Raw genomic sequence first — 24,700 nt, forward strand, 5'->3', positions numbered from 1 at the left:
CCATGATCAAGACCCTGCGCCGCACGACCGCCGCCTTGCTTCTCTGCGCCAGCGCATTGGCGGCGACGACCGCCAGCGCCGACACCGCCGGCAAGCCGACCACCGCCACCATCCATGCCGACCGGCCCGGCCCGGTCTATGACCGCCGCATCTTCACGCAATTCGCCGAACATCTGGGCCATGGCATCTATGGCGGCCTGTGGGTCGGCAATGATCGGTCGATCCCCAACACCAATGGTTTCCGCAACGATGTGGTGGCGGCGCTGCGCAACCTCTCCGTCCCGGTGATCCGCTGGCCGGGCGGCTGCTTCGCGGACGAATATCACTGGCGGGAGGGCGTCGGCCCGAAGGGCAAGCGCCCGATCAAGGTCAACACCAATTGGGGCGGCGTGACCGAACCCAACAGCGTCGGCACGCATGAATATTTCGAACTGCTGCGGCAGGTCGGCGCGGAAGCCTATATTTCCGGCAATGTCGGCAACGGCACGCCGCAGGAAATGGCGGAATGGGTCGAATATATCACCGCGCCCGCCGGCAGCCTGGCCGATGAGCGCGCGAAGAACGGGCACAAGGAACCCTGGGCGCTGCCCGCCTTCGGCATCGGCAATGAGCTGTGGGGCTGCGGCGGCAACATGCGCGCCGAATATGCCGCCGACGTGACGAAGCGCTATTCGACCTTCCTGAAGGTTCCCGCCGGCAAGACGCTGGTGCGGATCGCGTCGGGCGCGAACGGCGGCGACTATAACTGGACCGAAGTGATGATGCGCGACGCGGCCAAGCAACTGGATGCGCTGTCGCTCCATTATTACACCCTGCCCCAGGGCGGCTGGCCGCCCAAGGCCGATCCGGTCAATTTCGACGAGACCGCATGGGCCGACACGCTGGCCGCCACATGGAAGATGGACGAGCTTATCACCGGCCATAGCAAGGTGATGGACAAATATGATCCGCAGAAGCGGATATTCCTGGCTGTGGACGAATGGGGCACATGGTATGCGCCCGACCCCGGCACCAATCCCGGCTTCCTGCGGCAGCAGAACACGCTGCGCGACGCGCTGGTCGCCTCCGTCAATCTCGACATCTTCGCCAAACATGCCGACCGGGTGCGCATGAGCGCCATCGCGCAGATGGTGAATGTGTTGCAGGCGATGATCCTGACCGAAGGCAGGAAGATGGTGCTCACCCCCACCTATCATGTCTTCGAAATGTACAGATCGACATCGACACGCCCTGGTACAACAAGGACAGGTTCGTCATGCCGGCGGTCAGCGGATCGGCGGTGCGGGCCAGGGACGGCAAGGTCCATGTCGGCCTTTCCAACCTCGATCCCAGCCAGACCAATATGGTGACGGTGAAGCTGGACGGGCTGAACGCCGCCAATGTGTCGGGCCGCATCCTGACCGCCCCGGCGATCAATTCGCACAACAGCTTCGACGCGCCGGAGGTGGTGAAGCCCGCCGCCTTCACCGGCGCGCAGGTGAGCGGCGGCACCCTGACGGTGGCGCTGCCGCCCAAGTCGGTGGTCGTGCTCGACCTGCAATAAGGATCGATAATCACAGGAGGATGAGATGAAGCATCTATCTGCCCGGAAGGCATTGCCGCGCCCCTTCCGCTTCCCGGCGGCCCGCGCTTTCGCCATCGGCATCGCCGCCTGCGCCTTGACTGCTCCGGCGCTGGGTCAGGCGCAGGACGACAGGATGACGCCCATTGCCGCCCCGGCCCAGCCCGACGCGATCGAACTGGGCACCGGCGCACTTCCCGGCGCCACGGCGAAGGAAAGCTGGCACCGCCAATATGGCAGCCGCTTTGCCCGCAACGTCACCGTTGCGACGCTGACGCCCTTCCTGCCCGATCCGGCCAAGGCTTCCGGCGCGGCGGTCGTCGTCGCGCCGGGCGGCGGTTTCCGCACGCTTTCCATGGACAATGAGGGCTATGACGTCGCGCGGGCGCTGGCGGCGAAGGGGGTTGCCGCCTTCGTGCTGAAATATCGGCTGCGCCAGACGCCAGCCGACATGGCGGGTTTCGAACGGTCGATGCAGGAGATGTTCTCCGGCGTGGCCAGGACACCGCTGCCCGCTCCCGCCTCGGCAGCAACCGACCTTGCTCCGCAACTGGCGGATTCGACCGCCGCCTTCCGCCTGATCCGCGCACGGGCGGCGCAATGGCATCTCGACCCGGACCGGATCGGCATGATCGGCTTTTCCGCCGGGGCGATGCTGACCATGGCGACGACGCTGTCGGCCACGGAAGCGAAGCCGGCCTTCATCGGCAATATCTACGGTCCGCTGGGCAGCATGACCGTGCCGCAGGACGCGCCGCCGATGTTCGCCGCCATCGCCGCCGACGATCCGCTGTTCGGCTATCGCGACTTCAAGCTGATCGACGACTGGCGCGCGGCGCATCGCCCGGTGGAATTCCACCTTTACGAACAGGGCGGCCACGGCTTCGGCATGTATCCGAAGGCGACCACCAGCACCGGCTGGTTCGACGCCTTCGTGCGGTGGATCGACATGCACGGCATGCTCAAGCGGGCGCGGTAACATGGTGGAAGGGAGGGGTTGATCCCATGCCGTCGGATCGGCCCCTCTGTCCTTAGCCTCCCAGCATCCGGTTCAGCCGGAACTTCAGCCGCCGCCGATAATCCTCGAAGGCGGAAACGCCGTGGATGACGCCCTTATTGGCGACCAGCGCGGCCTGGAGTTCCGGCATCGGCACGTCCTGCACGTCGCGCACATTATCTTCGCCCAGCGCCATGGCGGCCGCCCTGCCCGCCGCTTCGCCCAGCGCCATGGACGTCAGTTCCATGCGGATCGTGGCAAAGGCCTGATGCGTCGCCGCCACGCAGAAGGGGACGATGAGATTGGTGCACTGGTCCCGGTGCGGCAGCATCAGGTCCATCGGCAGGGGCGAGCGTTCATATTTCCCGCCGGTCCGCAACATGATCGAGCCTTCATTGCAGATGCCCCATCGCCCCGCCCCGTCCTGCACCGCGATGCGCCGGGTGGAATGGCTGTCCTGCCAATAAGAGCCCATGGCGACGATGCCCTTGCGGCGCGGCTCCGCGCCGTCGACGTCCGACAGGTCCCTGCCCGACCAGTTCAGCCCATTGTCGAGCCGGCGCGCCTCGCGGACATAGAGTTGCGGCGACCAGCCCTGCAGGTCGTTGGGATGCGGATGGATGTGCCGGCCCCGAACCAGGCCCCATTCGCGCACCTCGCGTTGCAGGCCCGGCGGAATGCGCGGGTCGCGGCCATAGGCCATGGCGTGGAACCAGCCCCGCAGATAGGCTTCATGCGCCTTCCAGATCTTTTCCCGCGTCGCATAGTCGGCCTGGGGATAGTCGTGGCTGAGGCCCACGGCATCGATGGACATCAGCGCGCGGTTGTTGACGTCGTAAATGCCCGGCGCGACCTCATCCGCCTTCACCAGATCGCGGGCGAAGGTCCAGTCGCGTCCATATATCCGCCCCTTGCGCTGGCGGGCGTCCAGGTCGCGGAACAGCAGTTCGTAGCGAGATTCGTCATAGCCATCCGGCGCGCGGGCGGGCAGGTCCTGCCGCAGGTCGGGACGGTTGGTCATGGTCAGGCGGAAACAATAGGCCTGCACCGCCTTGTCCGCCGCGCCCAGGGGAAGATCGGGCGCCGCCGCGACATGCGGCAGCAGCGCGCCGCCCTCGCCATTCCAGAAAGGGCTGATCGGCGCGATGCTATCCTCATCGGGACGGCCGCCGCGCACCAGATGGCCGTTTTTCGCGCCGCGATAGCCGTTGAGCGGATTGGCGGCGTCGGCCGCCTCCCGCCCCACCCTGAACGCGACGCCGGCACGCGCCATGAGATCGCCTTCATAGCTGGCGTCGATGAACATGCGCCCGCGCACGATCCTGCCCGATTGCAGGAAGAATTCGCTTATGCGGCGATCGACGAGCTTGACGTCCTCCACGCCGTCGGACCAGACTATCGGCACGCCCGCACTGGTCGTCATGCGCTCGAACAGGGGCACGGCAAGGGCGGGATCGAAGGCATAGCGGTTGCGCGGCATGCCGCCCGCCGCGGCGAGCCGTTCGATCACGGCACGGGCCAGGCCGCCAAAAGCGTCGATGTCGCGATAATCGGTCCAGCTCAACCCGCCGGACAGCATGCCGCCCGGCTGCCGTTCCCGCCATCCGCCGACGATGATCGCGGACGCGCCCATCTGCGCGGCGCTGACGGCGGCGACGATGCCTGCCGGCGTCGCGCCATAGACGACGACATCGGCGCGCAAGGTCCGGCGCCCGACCATCGGCCTGCGCGAGGATTGGACGATGCGCGGTTCATTGTCGCGCTGACAGGCCGCCAATGCCGTGCCGGCCAGCCCGCCGGCGAGGAAAGTCCGTCGATCCATGATGCTCCCCAATAATGGAAGATTTATTTCATGCGCGGCGGCGATGATCCATTCGGTGTGATCACTTACCCATTGCGGGGAAATGCGCATTCGGTGGTTCCGGGGAGGGTATCGATCGGAAATGCAGTCTTGCCGGGGATCAGAAGGCGTTTCTGTGCACCAGAATCTGAACGGTGCCGAACAGGATCACGATGTCGCGCATCAGGCTCCAGCCATTCATATATTCAAGATCGGCTTCCACCCGCTGCAAAATATCCGCCCTGGTTTCGGTGGCGCCCCTGAAGCCGCGAATCTGCGCGAGACCGGTTATTCCCGGTTTCAGCGCATGTCTTTTCCAATATTGGCGGTCGACGCGCCAGAACAATATGTCCTCCGCCGTCGATCCGATGGCATGAGGTCTTGGTCCGACAAGGCTCATCTCCCCCAGAAGGACATTGATGAGCTGCGGCAATTCATCGATGCTGGTCCGGCGGATGAAGCGGCCGACGCGCGTGATCCTGTCGTCCGTCCGGCTGGCCGAGCGGACGCCGTCCATATCGCATCGCTCCACCTTCATGCTGCGGAATTTGAGGATGCTGAACAGGGTGTTGCCCCGCCCGATCCGTTGCTGGCGGAAGAAGACGGGGCCGGGCGAATCCAGCTTGATCGCAACGGCAACGGCGATCATCAGCGGCATCAGCCCGATCAGCAGGGGCACGGTGACGAACAGGTCCAGAAGCCGCTTCGTCGCCCGGTTCGCCAGGTTCAGCGGCCCTCGCGCCACCACCAGCGTGGCCATGTCCTGCCAGCGCCCGACCGTCAGCGGCGCCATGGATTCGACTTCGGGAGAGACGATCTCGCCCAATATATTGCCGCCCTTCAGCATCTGCGCCCAGGTCACGCGGCGGTCGGCGGGGCATGCGACGACCACCCTGTCGTGATCGCGCAGCAACATGCCCAGCCGGTGCAGCATATAGGGGTCGTCCAGATCGGCGCGAAGGCCGATGGCCTGCGCGTCCACCAGGGCCATCTGGCCCGGATTTTCCGGAATCGGGCAGTCGTCCACGATCAGCAGTTCGGCAAACAGCCGGTCCCCGAAATGGCGTTCGAGAAGGCGGCTCAGCAGCAGCCGTTGCGCCAGCAGCAGCCCGCCCGCGCAGCCCAGCCCCGCCAGCACGGCGGCGCGGGAGAAGGTCGAGGTCGATTTCACCGCGAACAGCACGAGGAAGAAGATCAGCACCGTGCCGGCAAAGGCCCGCGCGGCATTGCGGCAACTGGTCGTCGCATTGGTCAGGCCGCGGGGATCATAGGCCTGATTGTGAAAGGCGATGATGAGATAGGCCATGAGCAGCGCCGCGACGGAGGCGCCGCTGTCGCGAAGCCCCCCGGCCACGGGCGCGAGCGCCAGTCCGACGCTCAGCCCGCATGTCAACGCCACCATGTCCCACAGCGCCAGGGCAAGGCAAAGCCAGATTCGCAAGGCGCGATGCGCCGCGGCAGGGCCCCGTCCGCCGGCAGGACGGGTCGCCATCGCCAGGTCAATTCTCGACATGCACACCTCATTTTGCGCGCCTGGAGGATTCTCCGTGCCCGTGGCACGCATTCGATCGAAACGCAGTTGATGCAGAATATCTGTTCCGGCGACCTGATCCTTATCAGCGCTAAATCAGACATAATGTCGCTTCAGGTGCAATCCGGGAGAATACAGAGGGTTGATCGACGGTCCGAAATATCAGCCGGTGCGTATTCCTGCGTAGATGACAGATGACGCCTTTCATCTATAGTTCATACAGGACAGCTTCGCGAAGCAGCCGAAAGAGCTGCGATTGGATGATGGAACAGGATGGCAATGATTATCGCGATGGCGGTCGTCTCCGGGATATGGATGCTTGGGTCCTGTAATCTCTGGCGATTGCAGAACAAGTCGCGGAACATTGTAAGGATTGGGTGGCGGGATCGGCTCTTCGCGCTCCTGTGGTTGCCGGCATCGCTTTATCTTCTGGTCATTTCACTGCCCTATCTCACCTGGGACCTTATCAGGCGGAAGCGGAGAGGACGCACATGGCGCCGGTCGGCGCAGGGCGCGAAACGGGCATCGCTGCGGCTGGTGAAATCATCCGCCCGGGTGGAGGGCCAGGACAGGCAATCGGGCCTGCCGCACCCCCCCTATGGCGGATCGCCATTGCAGGTCGTCAAGAGCAGGGCGGCGCCCGACGATGCCCTGTTCACGATCAGATCGCCGGCGGGACGGCGGCGCTGAAGTTTCAGGAGAGAGAGGAGAAGGCAGCGACGCGCCGGGGATCGGAGGACGAAGGCTCCGCATCCGGGCGCGGTGGAGCGGTTCGATCGGATTATGGCCGGTCGAACCGCTCCTATCGCTCATCCGGCCGCGAAATGCGGCGGAGGGCGGTCCATTTCGGGAGATGGCCCGATCCGGGCCGGAAACAACGGCCCGCCGATCGCCGGCCCGTGTTCCTCAGCAATCCAGTTGCCTGCCGATCCCGGCGGCGAACGCCACGCGCAAGGCATCGGACAGGCTGCGCGTCTCCAGCTTGGACATCAGATTGGCGCGGTGGATTTCCACGGTGCGCGGGCTGATGCCCAATTGCAGCGCGATATGCTTGTTCGGCAGGCCCATGGTCAGCCCCGACAGCACGTCGCGCTCCCTGGGGGTGAGCTTCTCCACCATGGCCCCTGCGCGCACCGCCCGCTGACGGCGCGCGCCGGTATCCTGGAACAGCGTCCAGCAATTTTCGACCGCGCGCAGCAGCGTCTCCCGCTCGAACGGCTTCACCAGGAAATCGACCGCGCCCATCTTCATCGCCGTCACGGTGGAGGCGATGTCGCCATGGCCGGTCAGCATGATGATGGGGAAATAGAGTTCCGCCTCGTTCAGTCGCCGCTGCACCTCTATCCCGTCCATTTCCGGCATGCGCAGGTCCATGATCACGCAACCCAGCGGCTCGTTCGCGGCGGCCGCCAGAAAATGCGTGCCGCGCTGCCAGGTGCGGACCGTATAGCCCTCCAGCTCCAGCAGGAAGGCGGTCGCGGCGCGGACCGAATCCTCGTCATCCACGATGTGGATCAGCTTAGTGGGTTCCAATGGCGTTTCCCTTCTTGCGTCTGAGACTGAAACCGAAGCAGCTTCCCGTGACGCTCGGCTCCAGCCAGATCCGTCCGCCATGGGCTTCGACAATGGTGCGGCAGATGGACAGGCCGACGCCGGTCCCCTCTTCCTTGCTGCTGACAAAGGCATCGAAAATCCGGTCCTTGATCGCGGGCGGAATGCCCGAGCCGGTATCGGAAACCAGAAAATGCGTGGTGAGTTCGTCCGCCGCCGCGACCCGCACGGTCAGCCGCCGTTCCGGCTCCTCGCGCATGGCGTCGATGGCATTGCGGCAGAGATTGCCGATCACCTGCTGGATCTGGATCGGATCGGCAAAGATCGATCCGGTGCCCGGCGCGACGTCCATTTCGACGGTGACGTCCGCCGCCTCCGCCATGGCGGCGATCAGCGCCAGGCTGCTGCGCGCCACATCCTGCGCGTCGTGGATTTCCAGCAGCGCCTCTCCGTCGCTGGCGAAATCGCGCAGGCGGCGCATGATCGCGCCGGCGCGCACCGCCTCCTGCGCGGCGGAGCGGAAGATGCGGTTCAGCTTCGGCCGGTCCGCCTCCTGCCCGCGCATCAGCAGGATCGAACTGCCCTCCATATAGGCGGCGAGCGCGGTCAGCGGCTGGTTCAGCTCATGCGCCAGCATGGAGGCCATCGCGCCCATCGCGCTGTAGCGGGTGCCGTGCAGCATCTCCGTCTGGAGGAGTTCCAGCCGCGCCTTGGTCGCATCCTGTTCGGTGAGGTCGCGGATAAAGGCGGTATAGTGCGTCTCATGCGCGCCCTCCATCTTCACGAAGCTCATCTCGATGGGAAAGTTGGAGCCGTTGCGACGGCGCCCGATCAGCCTGCGCGGATAGGATAGCGGCCCGTCGCTCTCCACATGGAGAGGCTCGTCGCGGACCTCTCGCGGCGGCTGCGCTCCGGTCAGCAGATGGTCGAACTCCGCGCCTTCCAGCTCGCACAGATTATAGCCGAACATGCGGCAGGCGGTGCTGTTCATATAATCGATCCGCCCTGAAATATCGACGACGAACACTGCGTCGGGCGCGGTTTCCAGGATGGACCGCAATTCCGCTTCGCGTTCCTGAAGGGCGACTTCCTGCGCCCGTTCCGCCGTCACGTCGCGCACCAGCTTGGCGAAGCCCTGAAGCCGTCCCTTGTTGTCGCGCAGCGCCGTCACCACGCAGTTCTGCATGAAGCTGCTGCGGTCGTTCCTGATGAAATGGCAGTCGAATTCGCAGCTGCCATGCTCCTTGGCCAGGGCGAAGGCTTCGGCCATATTGTCTTCCATGCCGGGATGATGGGAATAGAGCAGCGATACCGGGCGGTTCACGATGTCGCGGCTGTCCCAGCCGGTGAAGCGTTCGGCGCCGCGGTTCCAGTGGACGACCCGCCCCTCCACATCGGTCATGTAGAGGGCGTAGTTGACCGATCCGTCGGTCAGCAGCTTCAACTGCTCTGTCAGGCGGTTGACATAGGCGCCCTGCCGTTCCGCCCGCGCACGCCAGAAGGTGGATTTCAGCGCCACCCCATTGGCCGCCACCATGACCAGCAGGAAGGCCAGGCCGTCCTCGCCGGTTCCGCCCCTGATCTTCACGTCGACAATGGCGTAGATGACCGTCAGCAGGCCGGCGGTGGTGACCGCGCCCGGGCCGATCCCCATCAGGGTGGCGACGGAAATCACGATCAGGGTGAGGACGGCATAGTCCCCGGCGGTCAGCGACGCGACGCCGTTGCGGAAAATCCACGAGGACGCGAGGAAGACGATGACCAGCGACGCGATATATTTGCCGAGGCCGCTCCAGCGCACTTCGGCAATCCACGCGGCCCACGCGGCGGGGACGAACCGTCGCGACGCATTACGCATGAATGCCAGCGAGAAACGCCGCTGAAGGCGCTCCCCGGCACCGGTTGCAAGCATAGTCTTTGACTCCGCGCTTATAGCCCAGAACTATTTCTTGCGACCTTGGCTTTTATTGGAGCAGGCCGGGATCGGCCCGACTCCGCTCATGCGTCATCCCCATAAGCCAGCCCTTCCTAAGGGAAATAGCTTAAGGGGAATTGCTGCGTTGCAATAGTGGTAACAGCATGGTCACGGATTGCCTAGTAGGTATTGCTACGGAATTTTACATCTTTACGGCAATAAAATCGCGCAAGAGCAATATATTAACATAGGTTATGCCGTGCCGTAGCGGCCCCTGGCGAACATCAGGAGCTGAACCAGCGCGTTTCGCCCGAGCAACAGGAGCGCAACGCCATAGGCCAGCGCTCCGGTGAGGATGGTGACGGTCAGCGCTTCGGCCGGGGCCATCTGGACCAGAAAGGGCCGCGCGCCCAGAACGCATCCCGCCATGGCCGCGGAAGCGAACAGCCCCAGCCGAACGGCGCGCCAGTAATCGGCCCAGCCGATCGGCAGCAGCAGGACCACGCCCAGGACGGAGAGCGGGTAGAGCAGCCAGGCGCGCAGGGTGAAGGCGGCGGCGATCGCGCCCGGCCCCTGATCCGCCGTCGCGAAGAAGAGGGTGCAGTTCACCACGGCATAGAGGGCGGCGAGCCATGTCTGCCATTGCGGCTTGCCAAGGGCGAGCATGAGCGACTGGTTATAGATGCCGACCGCCTGGAGCGCGCCGAAGAGGCTGAGATATTGCATCACCGGCACCGCCCCCGCCCAGCGCGGTCCGAAGACGAGATGGATGAAGGGATCGGCCACCAGCGCCATGCCGACAAAGGCCGGGGTGGTGATCAGCGATGTCGCGGATACGAGCTTGAGGAAGGCGGCCGCCAGTCGCGGCGGATCGTGCTTGAGCTGGGAGAAGGCCGGGAAGGCCACGCGGGAGAGGGCCCGCGCCAGCAGCAGGTTGGCGGCCAGCAGCGCGCGCTTGCCGACCGTGTAGACGCCCGCCGCCGCCGCGCCCAGCACGACGCCCACGATCAGCACGTCGGAGTTGGAATTGAAGAAATTGGCGATGCCCGTCAGCGTCACATGACGGCTGTAGAAGAAGATTTCCCGTCCCTTCTGCCGCGCGAAGCGGAAGCGCGGCCGCCGGGGGCACGCCGCCCAGAGGATCGCCGCGCCGATCAGGGCGGTCGCCAGATTCTGCATCACCAGCGCCGTCAGCCCATAGCCAGCCATCGCCATGGGAATGCCGACCAGCGCGCCCGCCATGGTCGACAGGGTGGATCGCACCGCCAGCGGCCGCATCATCAGCGCCCGCGTCAGCCAGGCCTGCGGCACGACGTTCAGCGCGGAAAGGAAATTGGCGATGCTGAGCCAGCGCAGCACCCATGCCAGGCCCGGCTGGTCCAGCGCCCGTTCCGCGACGCCGGCGCAGGCCAGGGTGAGCAGCAGCATCAGCGCGCCCAGGGCGAAGGCGATCCAGAAGGCGGTATCGTCCAGGTCGGGATCGTCGCGCCCGGCGCTGACCATCGGGGCGCTGATGCCCGACAGCACCGTCATCTGGAAGAACTGCCCCGCCAGCAGCGCCATGGCGACCACGCCCAGCGCCGCGGCGTCGACATAGCGGGCGACGATCATGAAGGCGAGGAACTGAAGCGCCTGCACGCTCCAGCTTTCGACCAGCGACCAGGCCATGCCCGATCGGATTTTCCCGGCTATGCCGCCCGTGGTTGCGGACATGATGCTTCCCTTATTGTCTTATGAAATCGTCGCCCGCGCGGACATGCTTGACGAAACTGGCCGGATTGCCGCGCCAGAGCTGGCGGGGGGGAACATCCTGGAACACCACGGCGCCCGCGGCGATGACGCTGTGATCCCCGATCGACACGCCCGGCAGGATCGTGGCGTTGCGCCCGATCCAGACATTGCGGCCGATGCGGATCGGCCGGGGCCGGGCGGCATGCCCTTCATGCACGGCATGGAAGCTGGTGTCGAACAGGCTGGCATGATCCCCGATCCGGCTGAAGGCGCCGATCTCCACACTGGCGGCGCTGAAGATGGTGACGCCGCTGTTGAGCGATACCTGATCGCCCAGGACGATCCGGCCGCTTCCGGCGGTCTTCAGCCTGATGCGGGCAGGCTCGTTGCGCAGGCGCACAGCCTCCCCCAGGATAAGCTGCCCGGCGAGATAGGGGACGCCGCCGCGCACCCGCAAGGCCCGGCCCGCCTTGCCGCCCGCCGCCCGCAGGCGCCAGCGGGTCCATCGCGCATAGAGGTCGTCGAGCCGGGCGGTGACGAACAGTCTCATCGGCGCGTGAACACCAGTTTGGCGGGATTGCCCGACATGACCGACATGGCCGGCACCCGGCCCGACACCACCGCATTGGGCGCGATGATCGCGCCATCCTCTATCTGGCTGTTGTCCAGGATCACCGCGCCCGCGCCGATCCAGACATTGTTGCCGATGCTGGTCGGGCCGCCCGACTGCAACCCCTGTTCGCGGATCAGCCGGTCGGCGCGGTCATAGCGGTAATTGACGCCGATGATGGAGACGTTCGGGCTGATCAGGCAGTCGTCGCCGATGACGATGCCATGGCTGTGCCCGGCGATGAACACGCCGCAACCTATGTCGGTCCGCTCCCCGATCCGCACCGGCCCTTCGCTCGCCTTGATCTTCACGAAGGAGCTGATCTGGGACCTGCGGCCGATCTTCAGCAGCCTGCTCCATTCCAGTTCCGCGCGCGGGCTGACGATCGCGCGCCCGGCGAACAGATGGTAGAGGCTGTGCACGAAGCCCGGGATGGCGAAGCGGCGTATGGCGACACCCATGCGCATGGCGTCACGCCTCGCCCAATGTCCGCGACAATTGTTCCACCGTGCGGATCTCGGCGATCTGGTCCATGCTGAGGCGCACGCCATATTGCGCCTCGAACGCGGTGATGATCCGCAGATGGGCCAGCGAATCCCAGCCGGGCACGTCGTCCCGGTCGAGGCGCAGGTCGATCCGGGACGGATCGACTTCGATGATGTCGCCGACAAGGTTCAGCAGGTCGTCCATGTTCACAGCCATTATTTCGTCTCCAGCATGATCCAGTCGCAATCCCTGAACGCGACATCCGCCCGGCAAAGCGCATAGTCGGTGCGGTCGCCGCCATCGGCGGCGGCAAAGCCCTGATCGTCGAAAAAGCCGCGCACGGGGCCATTCTTGGCCGTCGGAACATGGCTGCCGTGCAGGGATGCGGCGTCGCTTTCCAGAAAGCGGCGCTTGACATCGTTCATCACGGCATGTTCCAGGCCCCGGCCCATGGCGCGGCAGCTCATCAGGAAATGCCCGATATGGAGCGCCGCGCCCTCCCGCCTCAGGGCGCAGATCGCCACCGTGCCCAATTGCCCGAAGCGGTCGCGCAGATCCGCCACGATGAGCTGCCATGCCGGGTCGGTCATCATCGCCTCCACCTCCCCCATGGTGGGGCGGCCGGTGGTCAGGTTGAACTGGTTGGTCTTGTTGAAGAGCTGATGCACCCTCAACAGGTCGGCCGGCCCGGCGTCGCGGATCGCCGCGCGCATGTCGAGCCCGCGCAGATAGTCCATCGGGTCGCAGGACGCGCACAGCGCATCCCGCCCGGCGGCCAGCGCATAATGTTCGGTCCTGGCCCTGTCCTCCGCCGTCAGGCGGCTTTTCTCGAACCAGGGCAGCGCGTCCAATATGTCGACATAGTCGGATGGATCGGGCGGCAGCAGCACGGCATGGACATCCGGGCAATATTGCCGCACGGCCGCAATCTCCGCCGCGTTGTCGTCGAGGAACACCAGCGCGTCCAGACCGATGTTGAGCTGCTTCGCAATCTTCCCGATCCCCGTATATTTGCTGTCCCAGCCTATCGCCGTCGCCGCCATATCCGACAATTGCAGCGGCATGTCGTCACGCAGGCGAAACACTTCCTCGACATCTTCCGGATTGTTCTTGCTGCACAAGGCGAGCAGGATGCCGCGTTCCTTCAGCGCCTTGATCCTGAGCTGGAAGGCGCGGAACGCCTCCCCCACCATGTCGCCGCGGCCGACGCGGATGCCATGGGGGCCGTCCTCGCCCACCACCCCGCCCCACAGGCTGTTGTCGAGGTCCAGCACCAGGCATTTGCGCGCGGCGCCGAGCGCGCCGACCAGCGCATGGGCGAAGACCGCGCCGAATTCCCGCATCATCGCATCCGTCCAGCCCAATCCGGCGATATAGTGCATCCGCCGGTCCACCGCCTGGCGCGTGCCGACCCGGCCCATCGCCTCGACCACGTCGAGCATCATCGCCCTGGGGCGCGCCCGCACGGCGCGGAGCAGCGCCAGGTTCAGGTCCAGGAAGAATTCGCGTTCGCCATAATCGCTGCTGAGGTCCGCGACGCCCAGCGCACTGGAAGGACAGGGGAAGTTGGCGACCATCAGCGTCGCCGCAGTGCGCATGACCGCGCTGTCGATCCAGCCCTCCACCTCCGCCATCATGTCGTCGCGCAGGCGATGACGGTCCTCGACGGAGAGCTGGTGGAACCGTTCGAAGGCGTCGGGCCGCATCGCCTGCGCCGACAGCAGCAGGACGATGACATGGGGGTCGAAGCGCTGGAGCGCCTCGCCATGCAGGTCCTGCATATATTGGCCGAAGGGGCTGACATGGAATGCGGACATCTGGCCGACCTTCGCCGCCTCCACGCGCAGGAAGGGAGTGAGAAGGTCCAGCGTGACATTGCCCATCAACGCCACGTGCACGCCGGCCTGCGCCTCCATCTCGCGCAGCAGCCGGCCGGTCTTGCGGTAGTCGAGCGCCGCCGATCCGGCGTGCAGCGACTGCATCATCTCAGCAAAGCCCATCTGGGTGGTCATTTCTCAATCCTTTCCAAGCCGACGCCAGGCGAGGTGCAGCGTGAACAGCGTCGGGATCGCGCCGCCCAGCGTCGCCCCCCATAGCAGCCCGGTGATTCCGCAGGCGGCCCCGGCCAGCGCGCCGCAGACCGTCAGCGCCAGACCCACCACCCCCCATCCGTTGAGCAGCACCAGATCGGCGGGCGATCCCGCCGCCGTGAGCATCGCCCGGGGGAAGGCCATGGCGACCTTCCCCACGCCGTTCGCACAGGCGGCGAGGATCAGCGCCGGGCCGATGGCATAGAGGCCGCCTGTCACCATGGCGGCGATCCACGGGCCGCAGGCGACAAGGCCCGCCGTCGCCACGACGATCACCGCCAGCAGCGGCTTGGCCTCCGCCAGCACGACAGCCTGCCGGCGCGCCCGCTGCGCACCGATCAGGCGCGGGGCGAGGGTGAAGCCGACGCCGGACGCGAGCAGGCGGAAGGGGAAGATCGCGACCGACGCCAGCACGCCGAACAGCGCCAGTTCCTTCAGGTCCAGCGGAATCGGGATGATGATCCGTTCGACCTGAAGCGACACCGTGCCGAGGGCGACGAGGCCCAGCATCGATCCCGCCTCGCGCCAGCGGCGGGCGGGGTGGACGGCATCGCCGTCCTTCGCCCTGCGGCGCAGAAGGCCCCAGCCGATCGCGCCGAAGACGATGTTTCCGGCGGCGAATATGGCAAGAGGCGCCGTCCCGTCCTTCAGGCCGAAGGCGACGGCCGCGGTCCCGGCCAGCAACAGGACGAAACTGGCCGAAATCGCAAGCAGCATGGAGGCGCCGGGCACGGCCCGCGCGCGAAGGCCGGTGCTGGTCGCCGCGACCAGCCCGCCGCCTGCAATCGCCAGCGCGGTCAGCCATGCCTCCGCCGGATGCAGTCCGCCCAGCAGGCCTGCGGCCATGCCCACCAGTCCGCCCACCACAAGGCCGGAGAGGATCAGGAAAGCCAGCAATCCTTTGCCCGCGCGCATCGGTCCGCGCAGGAACAGCTGGTCGACGCCCAGCGGCGTCAGCAGGCCGAAGATATTGAACAGGGCGACGGCCAGGGTGAAGCGGCCATAAGCTTCCACCGGCAGTTCCCGCGCCAGCAGCAGCATGCCCAGGGTGAAGGCCGCGCCCGACAGGCCGAAGCCCAGCGCGGCGAACAGGCTGGAGGCGGCCTTGTTGGTCGCCCGCGCGCTGGCGCCGACCGCCGTCATGCGGCCTCCAGCGCGGTGGGCGAAGGGGGCGTGCCCGCATCCGGCGAAAGCACGGCATAGGCGCGCCGCAGCCGGTCGACGAAGGCGGCATGGCCATAGTCGAGCCGCGCCCTTGCGGCGGCGGCCTCCCCCAGCCTCGCCCTCAGCGCGTCGTCGGCGCAGAGCCGCCGCAACCCTTGCGCCAGGTCCTGCGCCGTCGCGGGCGTCAGCATGGCGCAACGCGCGTCCAGAACCTGGGAATGGCTTTCGATGTCGGTCGCCAGCAGCGCCTTGCCCGACGCCATATAGGAGAAGATCTTCATCGGCGTGTTCCGGCCCTTCAGCCGCGGCGAACAGAGGATGTCGGCCTGCGCCAGATAGCGGCCGAGGCCATCGAGCGGGCGCGGGCCAAGCAGGCGCACATCGTCTTCCAGCCCGCATTGCAGGGCGAGTTGCCGATGCTGCGCGACATGATCCGCCTTGCCGCCGATCACGACCAGCGCGGGACGCTCGGCAGGCGCAAGCGCCGCCATCGCCTGGATCAGCAGGTGGACGCCCTGATAGGATTCGAGGTTGCCGACATAAAGCGCGAGCGGGCGATCCTTTGCGTTCGGGCGCAGGTCTTCGACCGGCGCCGCCGTGGCGGGCCCTTCCATCGCCACGTCGGGCAGCAGGTGGATGCGATCGGCGGCTGCGGAGCGGCTGGCGCTCTGCTGGATGGCGGGGCAGACGGCGATCACCAGGTCGCTGCGGCGGAAGGCGAATTGCTCGCACCGTTCGACGATCCAGGCGATGGCGCGGGCCCGGGGCCATTTTTCGACGATCTGCTCGCTCAGGATCGAGTCCGCGTCATAGACGAGGCGCGTTCCGAACAGCCGGGACAAGGGTAGCGCGAAGAAGGCCGCTTCCTCGACGGCATGGATGACGTCAGGGCGATAACGCCGAAGCAGGCCGATCGCGGCAAAGAGCATCCAGAGGTCGCAGACCAGCTTCCCGAGCGAAAAACCGATGGGGACATTGCGGACGCCCGGCGGGGCAGCGATGCGGTGATGCCGCACGCCAGGCATCGGCACGTCGCGTCCTTCATGGAAGCTCAGCAGCGCGACCTCATGCCCCTGCGCCGCCAGAGCTTCGGCCGCCATGCGCACGGCAATGGGCGTGCCGCGTTCCTCGTAAAAGGGCTGGGGCGCCAGCATCAATATCTTCATGAGGCCATCCTCAGGCGAAGCTGGTTGCCGAGGAAATCCAGCGGGCTTGCGGGAGCGCCATAATGCCGCGCCTGCCGCCCGGCCGAACGGATGAGCGCGCGCAGGTCGCGTCCGGGCCGGTCGGCCGAAAGCCCGCCATGCAGGATGGTTCCGAAAGTCCCGATCCGCCGCGCATCGCCGCGCAATGGCAGGGGGTCCGATCCGCGCAGCACCGTCCGGTGGTGGAAGCGGCGTTCCGGCCAGAAGGCGGGGCGCCCGCCATTGTCGCCCAACAGCAACCGGCCTTCCGGATCGCCGGCCAGCAGCCTGTCGACCAGCCGTCCTCGCGCGCCGGCCCATTTGCCGACGCCCCAGGGAAGGATGGTCAGCGCGTCCGCCGCGCCCATCGCCGCGACCAATTGTTCGGCCGGCGCGCCGTCGGCGAAACCGGCGGCGGTGGCCAGCGCCAGTATCTCCAGCCGTTCGGCGCTGACGACCTGCCGGCCGGCCAGCACCAATATGTCGGCGGAACCGGTTTCCAGCCACAGGCTTTCCGGTTCCGCGGTCGACCGCCCCGATGCCTTCAGCATTCCGAACGCGTCGCAGCCCTGCTGCTCCGCCAGCATGAAGACGGGCAGGCAGTCCTTCCCGGCGGCCGCCTTCATGCGCCCATGCGCCTGCATCAGCCGGTCCCGCGGATCGTCGCCGGGATGCAGATGGACGTGCGCGTCGATCATCAGCTCAGGCATGGCGCGGCCGCCATCCGCCGGTTCGCGGCAAGGGCGCGGCGGGCCACAGGCGGCGCGCCACCTGTTCGCTCAGCAGCGGCGCGGTGGTCAGCTTGCCGCTGACCAGCATGTGATAGCCCTCCGGCCCCGGACGCAGATGCCGGTCGCCCGGATGAAGCGCCCGGCCGCTGCCGTCGCGGTCCGGCAGCAGGCCGGCATAGGTGGCCAGCACCGATCCTTCGTCCAGTTCGACATTGGGCAGGCATTGGCGGATGGATGAGAGGGCGGACCGGACATCCTCCGCCGTGGGTTCGGGCGAAAGGCTGCCGGGCGCGGGACGGTAGAAAGTGCCGACGAGCGTCGCGGCGCCATAGCGGCGAAAGAAGAAGCTGCGTCCGCGCCCCGGCGTGGGCGACAGGGCGTAGGCGTCGCTGGCGGGAGGCGCGGGAATGTCCATCAGCAGGTTGAAGGCGAGGACCGCCGCGCTCGGCACCCGGCGCGCCGGCCCCATGCAGCGCCCCGCCTGCGCGCCGCCGCAATCGAACAGCCGGTCGGCGGCGATCCTCTGTTCGCGCCCGTCCCTTGCGTTGCGCAACTGGACGGCCTGGAGGCGGCCGCCCTGCTCGATCAGGCCGGTGACTTCGGTGGAGCGCAGCACGACGCCGCCGCGCTGCTCCACTTCGGCCAGCATTTCCCTCAGCAGCGCGGGCGGGTTCAGCAACTGCGCATCGTACCAGACCGCGCCGCCCAGCAGGCCATGGGATGCGACGTCATAGGCCTGCAGGACCTCCTGCCGCGAACAGGCGCCATCTTCGGGAAGCGGCACATGCTGGCCAAGCGCCGTTCGCAGCAGCCGGTCGAAGCCTCGCGCAAGGGCGAACAGCCGGGGCGAGCGGGGGGCGCCGGCATAGAGCGGCATCACGCAGCGCAGCGGCCGCACCTGATGGGGGTAGCGGTCGATATACCAGTTCTGCGCGCGGCGGCTGCGCACCCAGCGGGGGATGTTCATCGACTGGAGGTAGCGCAGCCCGCCATGGACGATGCCATAGCTGTTGACGGACGCGCCGGAGGGCTGGTCGTCCCGATCGACGAGGATCGGGCATACGCCCCGTTCGAGCGCGGCGAGCGCCAGCGTGGCGCCCTGGATGCCCGCCCCTATGATGACGGTTTCAGGCATCGGCGGACACATGCTCCACGATCTTCTCGATCCGATAATGCTGCTTGCCGTCGCCGCGGGTGAAGATGACGATCTCCGCGATCAGGCCGATCGCCGCGATCTGGATGCCCAGCACCAGCAGCAGCACGACCAGCACCAGCAGCGGGCGGTCGCCCAGCGGGATATTGCTGACCTCCCGCTGGAACAGCAGGAAAGCCATCAGGACCAGGCTGCTCAGGATCGACGCCGCGCCCACCGTGCCGAAGAAGCGGAAGGGACGCTGCATGAAGCGGACGAGGAAGCCGACCGCCATCAGGTCCATCATCACGTCGAAATAGACGCCCGGCTTGTGTTGCGGCCGGCCAGCATCGCTTTCGGCCTGCGGCAGGGTGAGCTGGACGACCTTGAAGCCATGCACCTCCGCCAGCAGGGGCAGGAAGCGCTGCTTCTCATCCTGGATCGGGATTTCGTCGAAGACGCTGCGGTGGACGGCGCGGACGAGGCATCCGGGGTCGTCATATTTGGCCCCGGCGAAGCGCGCCATCTTCTGGAAGCCCCAGCCGCGCAGCCGGTTGAACATGGCGTCCGCCCGCCTGTCGCGGCGGGCGGCGACGACGTCGGCTTCATCGAGATGGTCGAGAAGTTCGGAGATCGCCGCGCCGCCGATCTGGAAATAAGCGGGCAGGAACAGCAGGTGCCGTCCGCTCGACTGGCGGATGCCTTCGCGCAGGCAGGCGGATTCCCCGAACTCCCGGCCGAAGCGGATGATCTCTATGGGTTCGCCGTCGCGTTGCAGTTGTTCCAGCGTGGCGACCGGATAGTCCGGCTGTCCGTCGATGACGAAGATGAACTCGTAACTTTTCCCCGAGGATGCAACCCTGTCCCGATATTCGGCATAGACGCGGGCGACATCGTCGAAACGCTTGAGGACCGGGACGATGACGGAAATGTCCATGACTTCGACCAGGTCCAGCTTTGCCGTGGCAACCATTGTTCAATCCCCCAATTTGATTTGGGCCGACAGTTTCGCGCCCAGCGACGCGAAACCCGAAACATTGCCGGTCAGGCTGGCGAGCATCTGCCCGATCACCGCCCATCCCAGCAGGAACAGCGCCAGCGACAGCCAGAGCACGCCGATGGCCAGCATCGGCAGCGCCAGCCCCCCGCCCCAGACCGCCGCCGCGACGGACAGCAGGCCAAGCAGGGTGATGCCGACGATCATATGGCGCGGCCATGCCATGGGCCGCCGCACGAAGCTGAGCAGGATGCGGATCGACACGATGTCCAGCATCACCTTGTAGATGCGCGAAAAGCCATATTTGGAGACGCCGAACTGGCGCGGATGGTGCCGCACCTCGATCTGCGCCAGACGCGCCCCGGCCAGGCGGGAGAGGGCCGGAATGAAGCGGTGCATTTCTCCATACATGGGCAATTGCTTGATGAGGATGCTGCGGAAGGCCTTCAGCGAACAGCCGCTGTCCCGCACCGCCACGCCCATCAGCCGGGCCATGATGCGGTTGGCGCATTTCGACACGAAGACGCGCAGCCCGCCATCCTGCCGCTTCCTGCGCCAGCCGACGACGATGTCGTGCCCGGCGTCGATCAGTTCGACCATGCGGGGTATGTCCAGCGGATCGTTCTGCAGATCGCCGTCCATGGTGACGATGATGTCGCCGCGGGCATTCTGGATGCCGGCCGCCATCGCGGCGGTCTGGCCGTAATTGCCCCGGAACTTGACGATGCGCACGCGCACGTCCCGTTCAGCGACTTCCGCCGCGCGGATAAAGGTCGCGTCCCTGCTGCCGTCATCGACCAGCACGACTTCATAGCTGGGCCGGAAGTCGGTCAATGCATTGCTGATCGCTTCATGCAAAAGCCGTACATTGTCCTCTTCATTATAAAGAGGAACGACAATCGAAACATCGACCATGCGTCCATTCCTACAATATTATATAATATTGCCGGCGATGCCCCTTATGATTTCCACAATCGGGTTCAACGCCAATCGATTCAGCGACCTTGGAAACACATTCACATAAATTTCAGAAACATACCATTATGTAGTCATACCTACGGCTAGGCGTTCTCCCCTATATTGACTTAAATTCGGTTAGATCGAATTCTTGCGCCATCGAACATCCTGTCGGCTTTTGCCGGATATGAGATCATATTCATGGCCACCACATCGGAGCATCTGGGATCGCACGCCGCCCTGCCGTCGCAGGATGGCCGGCGCGCGTCCATGGCCCTGCCGGGAGCGGCCCCTGCCCTGGCCGCGGGGTTGCTGGCGTGCCTGGTCTATGGGCTGACCATTCAGACGCGCCCCGCCCATATCGACGAATTCTACCATCTGCTGGCGGGGCGCAGCTGGGCCGCGGACGGCAGCTTCGCGATCCTGGACGGCCGTTACGAACGGGCGCGGCTGTTCACCGCCATCGTCGGCGGCAGTTTCGATCTGTTCGGGCGATCCGACCTCTGGGTGGCGCGCATTCCCTCGCTGCTCTTTTCGGGCATCAGCGTCGGACTGGTCTTCCAGTGGCTGCGGCAGAGCGGCGGCATATGGAGCGCGGTGGCCGGCGCCGCGCTGTTCGGCCTTGCCGGCTACACGCTCGACATCGCGCATTTCGCCCGCTTCTACGCCCTGCACGCGCTGATGATACTGGCCGCGGCGGGAAGCCTTTTCCTCGCCACGCGGCCTGCGGGCCGGTTCAGGCCCGGCTGGCTGGCCGCCACGGCGCTCTGCCTGGCCATAGCGGCCCATCTGCAACCGGTGACGGCGATTGCCGCGCTGGCCCTGGGCTGCTGGCTGCTGTTCGACCAGCGCGCGACGATAGCCGCGATGCGCCCGCTGCACCTGATCGTGCTGGGCGCAATCGCGCTGGCCTGCGCAACCATCGCCCTGTCGCAGGCCGGGCCAGCGCTGGAAGGCTATCGCCATGCCGAGCGCTGGGCGACCGGATCGCAGGACGACGCCTTCTATTATCTGCGCGAATTCCGGGCGCAGATGCCCGCCATGCTGCTGCTCTGGCCCGTTGCGCTGGCGGCGGCGTGGCGGCGCAATCCCTCGCTGGCCAGCCTGTGCGCGATCATGGCGATGCTGTGCCTGGCGCTCCACAGTTTCGCGGGGATGAAGGCGTGGCGCTACAGCTATTATGTCTTTCCCTTCATCTGCATGGCCTATGGCCTGGGAATCGGCGCGCTGGTCGAACGGTTCGGCGGCGGCGGAACGCTGCGTCCAGCCCTGCTGGCGGGCGCGGCGATGCTGCTGCTGATGGGCGGCGACGTCGCCTACCGCCATTCCGCCCGGCTGATGGCGTCGACCCTTGCGCAAGGGCCCGCCGCCCTTGCCGCGCCGGTGCCCGACGGCGAATGGGACAGGGCGGCGCCCGAATTGCGGCGGATCGCGCAAGGCAGCAGCCTGCTCGTCACCGGCGACGACCTGCGCACCCTGGCGCATATCGGGCCGTTCGACCTGTTTATCAGCCACAGCCGGCTGGGCGAGCTCAAGCCGCCGACCGACTTCAACAGCGATTTCCGCACCGGCCGTCCGCTGATCGACAGCCCGGCGGCCCTGTCCGAAGTCATCGACTGCACCGATAACGGCGTCGTCATCGTGTCCGATTATCAGTGGCGCAATCCCATGGGCGTGCGCCCCGAAATCGCCCGTGAGATCGAGCGACGCCTGACCCCAGTCCCCACGCACAGCAGCTTCCACGTCTACAGCTGGCGGCACCCAACCGTGCGGCGTGCCTGCCCCCATGTCGGGAAGCAGGCCCTTCCCGGCACGAAAGGTGCGTCCGTGGTCAGGCCCCTGCCGCCCCGCGGGCGGTGCGTGCCGTCAGGCCAGTCATGTCCGCCTGCGTTCTTTGGCATTGCAGCAACCGCGGGTGCGGCATGACTGGTTTGCTTCCTCCCCCCGATCTGGAAACGGGGTCGGTCCAATATGCCCGCCGGTTTGCGGGGCCTTCGGGCGCCTATCTGCTTAACATCCAGGAACGCGGCCTGCGCGATCTGGTCGACGATGGGCCGCCCCTCCACCAGAGCGCGCTGGATGTCGGCGGCGGCCATGGGCAGCTTGTCGGCGGACTGCTGGACATGGGAATTCAGACGACGGTGCTGGGCTCGACGGCCGATTGCGCCGAACAATTGTTGCAGGGCGCCGATGCCGGCCGGGTGGATTATGTGACCGGCGACCTGCTGGCCCTGCCCTTCCCGGACGGCCGTTTCGACCTTGTCACCAGCATCAGGCTGCTGGCGCATATCGACGATCCGGACAGGCTGATCGACGAACTTTGTCGCGTCGCCCGCTACAGCGTCATCGTCGATTATCCGACATTGATGGGCGCCAATGCGCTGTCGGCGGCGACCTTCCCGATCAAGCGGCTGATCGAGAAGGACACGCGCACCTATCGCAGCTTCTGGCCCGCCCGGATCGAGCAGGCCTTCCGCCGCAACGGCTTCGCGCCCCGACGCCGCTTCAAGCAGTTCAGCGCGCCCATGGGCCTCCACCGCCTGGCGGGGAAGCCGGTCCGCATGGTGGAGGAAGGATTGCGCCGCATCGGCGTCACCAGCCTGATCGGCAATCCGGTGCTCCAGCGCTTCGACCGGGAGAGGAAGGCATGAGCGCGGACGGACGCCCCATCGTCGCCGTCACCGGCGCGACCGGCTTCACCGGCGGCGCGCTGGCGCGGCGGCTGATCGGCATGGGCTATCATGTCCGGTCCATGACACGCCGTCCGCCCAGCGCCGCCGAAAGGGAGAGCGGCATCGAATGGATCGGCGGATCGCTGACCGACACCGATGCCTTCGCCCGGCTGGTGGAGGGTGCGACAGCCTGTTTCCACATAGCCGCCATGTACCGGTCGGAAGGCGCGCGGGAGGAGTTCCTGAGCGCCAATCGCGACAGCACGGCAGCGTTGCTGGCGGAATCGCGCAGGGCGGGAGTGGCGCGCTTCGTCTATTGCTCGTCCATCGGCGTGCATGGCGATGTGGCGGAGACGCCGGCGGACGAAAACGCGCCCTTCGACCCGCGCGACCCCTATCAGGAAAGCAAGCTGCTGGCGGAGGACCTGTGCCGCGACGCGATGATGCAGCCGGGCATGGACGTCGTCATCATCCGCCCCTGCGCCATTTACGGGCCGGGCGACACGCGCATGCTGAAGATGTTCCGCATGGTGCAGCAGGGCCGTTTCCTGTTCATCGGATCGCGGCGGCCGAATTTCCACCCGGTCTATATCGACGATCTGGTCGACGGATTCCTGCTGGCGATGACGAGCGACGCGGCGCCGGGCGGCACCTTCATCATCGGCGGCAAGACTTATCTGCCGTTGCGCGACTATGTCGCGACCGCCGCCAATGTGCTGAACGTGCCCGCGCCCCGGCGCACCGTGCCCTATGGGCTGGTCAACCTGGCCGCGCATGGCTGCGAACTGCTCTGCGCGCCGCTGGGGGTGCAGCCGCCATTGCACCGCCGCCGCCTGACCTTCTTCAAGCATAACCGCGCCTTTTCCATTGCGCGGGCGGAACAGGCGCTGGGCTTCCGGCCCGCCGTGGGGCTGGAGGAGGGCTTCCGCCGCACCGTCGCCTGGTATCGCAATGAAGGGCTGCTGGTATGAGCGCTTCAGCCGATCAGGCGCCTGACGCGGCCCCGGTCGCGCCGGTCCCGGCGATGGAGGCCAAGCGCCGCGACGCCCGCGACCATGCCCGCCAGCGCCGTGACGGGCGCCGCAACCCCGCACAGCGCGGCAATGCCGCAGGCCGCGCCTGCCCCGGCGCTCCATCGGACGAAGCGGGATGCGCCCGCGCCATAGTGTCGCAATATGCCCTCCAGATCGGCTATGGCGATCCAGTCCGGGCTGGCCGGCGGGCGCACCGCGACCGGCCGCACCGCGCCGTCGGGGCAGGTCAGCGACTTCACGAGCAGGAAATCGCCCGCCGCGATCGCCATGGAGAGCGGGACGGAAATCGACAGCAGCGCGCCGGAAGACCGCCGGTAATGGATCGGCCGCGTGCCGCCCGGCTGGGGCGCGCCGAGATCCACGACCATCCCCTTTTCCTGGAGCAGTCCCACCATACCGAAATGGGTCGGCACGCTGTCGGCGCCCTGAAACCAGGGCAGGGCGTCCGCCGCCGTCCTGTCGGGGGCGTCGCCGGCTGGGGCCTTTGCGAGCAGGTCGCCTTTCGCGCTCATCATGT

At 66.6% G+C, this 24,700-nt stretch carries 21 protein-coding genes and 1 pseudogene; 6 read left to right on the forward strand and 16 right to left on the reverse strand.

The annotated features are described in order from the left end of the window. The first annotated feature begins 2 nt into the window (after positions 1-2). Both A0J57_RS11980 and A0J57_RS11985 read left to right on the forward strand, forming a co-directional pair. Positions 3-1,543: pseudogene (locus tag A0J57_RS11980) on the forward strand (alpha-N-arabinofuranosidase). A gap of 25 nt (positions 1,544-1,568) precedes the next feature. Then, positions 1,569-2,540: an alpha/beta hydrolase gene (locus A0J57_RS11985; protein WP_061935947.1), complete on the forward strand. Its 972-nt coding sequence runs from the start codon at positions 1,569-1,571 to the stop codon at positions 2,538-2,540. Between the two features lie 52 nt (positions 2,541-2,592). Here A0J57_RS11985 and A0J57_RS11990 read toward each other — a convergent pair whose 3' ends face one another. Beyond that, complete coding sequence (locus A0J57_RS11990; protein ID WP_235600856.1) at positions 2,593-4,380, reverse strand: FAD-dependent oxidoreductase; 1,788 nt, start codon at positions 4,378-4,380, stop codon at positions 2,593-2,595. A 139-nt stretch (positions 4,381-4,519) separates the two neighbouring features. Then, entirely contained in the window at positions 4,520-5,911 is a 1,392-nt protein-coding gene (locus A0J57_RS26900; RefSeq protein WP_044661119.1) for a sugar transferase, read from the reverse strand. A gap of 555 nt (positions 5,912-6,466) precedes the next feature. On the opposite strand from A0J57_RS26900, the gene A0J57_RS26375 reads away from it, so the two are divergent. After that, the gene (locus tag A0J57_RS26375) at positions 6,467-6,619 is read left to right on the forward strand and encodes a hypothetical protein (RefSeq protein ID WP_157846842.1); all 153 of its coding nucleotides are present in this window, start codon (positions 6,467-6,469) and stop codon (positions 6,617-6,619) included. Positions 6,620-6,835: 216 nt separating this feature from the next. On the opposite strand, the gene A0J57_RS12005 is transcribed toward A0J57_RS26375, so the two are convergent. From A0J57_RS12005 to A0J57_RS12065, 13 genes are all read right to left on the reverse strand, one after another. Continuing rightward, the gene (locus A0J57_RS12005) at positions 6,836-7,462 is read right to left on the reverse strand and encodes a response regulator transcription factor (RefSeq protein WP_226869583.1); all 627 of its coding nucleotides are present in this window, start codon (positions 7,460-7,462) and stop codon (positions 6,836-6,838) included. Further along, the gene (locus tag A0J57_RS12010) at positions 7,449-9,338 is read right to left on the reverse strand and encodes a PAS domain S-box protein (RefSeq protein WP_235600857.1); all 1,890 of its coding nucleotides are present in this window, start codon (positions 9,336-9,338) and stop codon (positions 7,449-7,451) included. The genes A0J57_RS12005 and A0J57_RS12010 overlap by 14 nt, the downstream gene beginning before the upstream one ends. 309 nt (positions 9,339-9,647) lie before the next feature. Beyond that, positions 9,648-11,108 carry a lipopolysaccharide biosynthesis protein gene (locus tag A0J57_RS12015; RefSeq protein ID WP_082718664.1) on the reverse strand — a complete coding sequence of 487 codons (1,461 nt, stop codon included), beginning with the start codon at positions 11,106-11,108 and terminating at the stop codon, positions 9,648-9,650. Between the two features lie 10 nt (positions 11,109-11,118). After that, positions 11,119-11,676, reverse strand: coding sequence for a DapH/DapD/GlmU-related protein (locus A0J57_RS12020; RefSeq protein ID WP_025547651.1), 558 nt, complete (start codon positions 11,674-11,676; stop codon positions 11,119-11,121). Further along, positions 11,673-12,203 (reverse strand): DapH/DapD/GlmU-related protein, encoded by a 531-nt coding sequence (locus tag A0J57_RS12025; protein ID WP_025547653.1) that lies wholly within the window; start codon positions 12,201-12,203, stop codon positions 11,673-11,675. The genes A0J57_RS12020 and A0J57_RS12025 overlap by 4 nt, the downstream gene beginning before the upstream one ends. Positions 12,204-12,207: 4 nt before the next feature. Next, positions 12,208-12,438, reverse strand: coding sequence for an acyl carrier protein (locus A0J57_RS12030; RefSeq protein WP_025547655.1), 231 nt, complete (start codon positions 12,436-12,438; stop codon positions 12,208-12,210). Continuing rightward, entirely contained in the window at positions 12,438-14,234 is a 1,797-nt protein-coding gene (locus tag A0J57_RS12035; protein ID WP_061935953.1) for an HAD family hydrolase, read from the reverse strand. The genes A0J57_RS12030 and A0J57_RS12035 overlap by 1 nt, the downstream gene beginning before the upstream one ends. 3 nt (positions 14,235-14,237) lie before the next feature. Then, positions 14,238-15,455 (reverse strand): polysaccharide biosynthesis protein, encoded by a 1,218-nt coding sequence (locus tag A0J57_RS12040; protein WP_061935956.1) that lies wholly within the window; start codon positions 15,453-15,455, stop codon positions 14,238-14,240. After that, positions 15,452-16,642, reverse strand: a complete 1,191-nt coding sequence (locus A0J57_RS12045; RefSeq protein WP_061935959.1) for a glycosyltransferase family 4 protein — start codon at positions 16,640-16,642, stop codon at positions 15,452-15,454. The genes A0J57_RS12040 and A0J57_RS12045 overlap by 4 nt, the downstream gene beginning before the upstream one ends. Beyond that, complete coding sequence (locus A0J57_RS12050; protein WP_061935962.1) at positions 16,639-17,370, reverse strand: hypothetical protein; 732 nt, start codon at positions 17,368-17,370, stop codon at positions 16,639-16,641. Before A0J57_RS12050 ends, A0J57_RS12045 begins: the two co-directional genes overlap by 4 nt. Further along, positions 17,363-18,526 (reverse strand): FAD-dependent oxidoreductase, encoded by a 1,164-nt coding sequence (locus A0J57_RS12055; RefSeq protein WP_061936197.1) that lies wholly within the window; start codon positions 18,524-18,526, stop codon positions 17,363-17,365. Before A0J57_RS12055 ends, A0J57_RS12050 begins: the two co-directional genes overlap by 8 nt. Further along, positions 18,519-19,496, reverse strand: a complete 978-nt coding sequence (locus A0J57_RS12060; protein WP_025547663.1) for a glycosyltransferase — start codon at positions 19,494-19,496, stop codon at positions 18,519-18,521. Before A0J57_RS12060 ends, A0J57_RS12055 begins: the two co-directional genes overlap by 8 nt. Before the next feature lie 3 nt (positions 19,497-19,499). Continuing rightward, positions 19,500-20,435, reverse strand: coding sequence for a glycosyltransferase family 2 protein (locus A0J57_RS12065; RefSeq protein WP_061935965.1), 936 nt, complete (start codon positions 20,433-20,435; stop codon positions 19,500-19,502). 243 nt (positions 20,436-20,678) lie between these two features. Between A0J57_RS12065 and A0J57_RS12070 the strand changes: the two genes are divergently transcribed. From A0J57_RS12070 to A0J57_RS12080, 3 genes are read left to right on the forward strand one after another with little or no spacing between them, the layout of a single operon-like run. After that, positions 20,679-22,403: a glycosyltransferase family 39 protein gene (locus A0J57_RS12070; RefSeq protein WP_061935968.1), complete on the forward strand. Its 1,725-nt coding sequence runs from the start codon at positions 20,679-20,681 to the stop codon at positions 22,401-22,403. After that, entirely contained in the window at positions 22,400-23,128 is a 729-nt protein-coding gene (locus A0J57_RS12075) for a methyltransferase domain-containing protein (RefSeq protein WP_025547667.1), read from the forward strand. The genes A0J57_RS12070 and A0J57_RS12075 overlap by 4 nt, the downstream gene beginning before the upstream one ends. Further along, positions 23,125-24,120: an NAD(P)-dependent oxidoreductase gene (locus A0J57_RS12080; RefSeq protein ID WP_025547668.1), complete on the forward strand. Its 996-nt coding sequence runs from the start codon at positions 23,125-23,127 to the stop codon at positions 24,118-24,120. The genes A0J57_RS12075 and A0J57_RS12080 overlap by 4 nt, the downstream gene beginning before the upstream one ends. 5 nt (positions 24,121-24,125) lie before the next feature. On the opposite strand, the gene A0J57_RS12085 is transcribed toward A0J57_RS12080, so the two are convergent. Then, complete coding sequence (locus tag A0J57_RS12085) at positions 24,126-24,698, reverse strand: hypothetical protein (protein WP_061935973.1); 573 nt, start codon at positions 24,696-24,698, stop codon at positions 24,126-24,128. Between the last annotated feature and the right edge of the window lie 2 nt (positions 24,699-24,700).

The sequence above is a fragment of the Sphingobium sp. 22B genome (assembly GCF_001580035.1).
GTDB classification, from domain to species: domain Bacteria; phylum Pseudomonadota; class Alphaproteobacteria; order Sphingomonadales; family Sphingomonadaceae; genus Sphingobium; species Sphingobium fuliginis.

What these genes read in the sequence shown, in the direction of transcription:
- A0J57_RS12055 (WP_061936197.1), bottom strand. Translation starts at nt 18,526, where the DNA reads ATGCCTGAAACCGTCATCATAGGGGCGGGCATCCAGGGCGCCACGCTG.
- A0J57_RS26900 (WP_044661119.1), bottom strand. Translation starts at nt 5,911, where the DNA reads ATGTCGAGAATTGACCTGGCGATGGCGACCCGTCCTGCCGGCGGACGG.
- A0J57_RS12080 (WP_025547668.1), top strand. Translation starts at nt 23,125, where the DNA reads ATGAGCGCGGACGGACGCCCCATCGTCGCCGTCACCGGCGCGACCGGC.
- A0J57_RS12030 (WP_025547655.1), bottom strand. Translation starts at nt 12,438, where the DNA reads ATGGCTGTGAACATGGACGACCTGCTGAACCTTGTCGGCGACATCATC.
- A0J57_RS12065 (WP_061935965.1), bottom strand. Translation starts at nt 20,435, where the DNA reads ATGGTCGATGTTTCGATTGTCGTTCCTCTTTATAATGAAGAGGACAAT.
- A0J57_RS12050 (WP_061935962.1), bottom strand. Translation starts at nt 17,370, where the DNA reads ATGCCTGAGCTGATGATCGACGCGCACGTCCATCTGCATCCCGGCGAC.
- A0J57_RS12085 (WP_061935973.1), bottom strand. Translation starts at nt 24,698, where the DNA reads ATGATGAGCGCGAAAGGCGACCTGCTCGCAAAGGCCCCAGCCGGCGAC.
- A0J57_RS12025 (WP_025547653.1), bottom strand. Translation starts at nt 12,203, where the DNA reads ATGCGCATGGGTGTCGCCATACGCCGCTTCGCCATCCCGGGCTTCGTG.
- A0J57_RS12040 (WP_061935956.1), bottom strand. Translation starts at nt 15,455, where the DNA reads ATGACGGCGGTCGGCGCCAGCGCGCGGGCGACCAACAAGGCCGCCTCC.
- A0J57_RS12015 (WP_082718664.1), bottom strand. Translation starts at nt 11,108, where the DNA reads ATGTCCGCAACCACGGGCGGCATAGCCGGGAAAATCCGATCGGGCATG.
- A0J57_RS11985 (WP_061935947.1), top strand. Translation starts at nt 1,569, where the DNA reads ATGAAGCATCTATCTGCCCGGAAGGCATTGCCGCGCCCCTTCCGCTTC.
- A0J57_RS12070 (WP_061935968.1), top strand. Translation starts at nt 20,679, where the DNA reads ATGGCCACCACATCGGAGCATCTGGGATCGCACGCCGCCCTGCCGTCG.
- A0J57_RS12010 (WP_235600857.1), bottom strand. Translation starts at nt 9,338, where the DNA reads ATGCGTAATGCGTCGCGACGGTTCGTCCCCGCCGCGTGGGCCGCGTGG.
- A0J57_RS11990 (WP_235600856.1), bottom strand. Translation starts at nt 4,380, where the DNA reads ATGGATCGACGGACTTTCCTCGCCGGCGGGCTGGCCGGCACGGCATTG.
- A0J57_RS12020 (WP_025547651.1), bottom strand. Translation starts at nt 11,676, where the DNA reads ATGAGACTGTTCGTCACCGCCCGGCTCGACGACCTCTATGCGCGATGG.
- A0J57_RS12035 (WP_061935953.1), bottom strand. Translation starts at nt 14,234, where the DNA reads ATGACCACCCAGATGGGCTTTGCTGAGATGATGCAGTCGCTGCACGCC.
- A0J57_RS12045 (WP_061935959.1), bottom strand. Translation starts at nt 16,642, where the DNA reads ATGAAGATATTGATGCTGGCGCCCCAGCCCTTTTACGAGGAACGCGGC.
- A0J57_RS12060 (WP_025547663.1), bottom strand. Translation starts at nt 19,496, where the DNA reads ATGGTTGCCACGGCAAAGCTGGACCTGGTCGAAGTCATGGACATTTCC.
- A0J57_RS12075 (WP_025547667.1), top strand. Translation starts at nt 22,400, where the DNA reads ATGACTGGTTTGCTTCCTCCCCCCGATCTGGAAACGGGGTCGGTCCAA.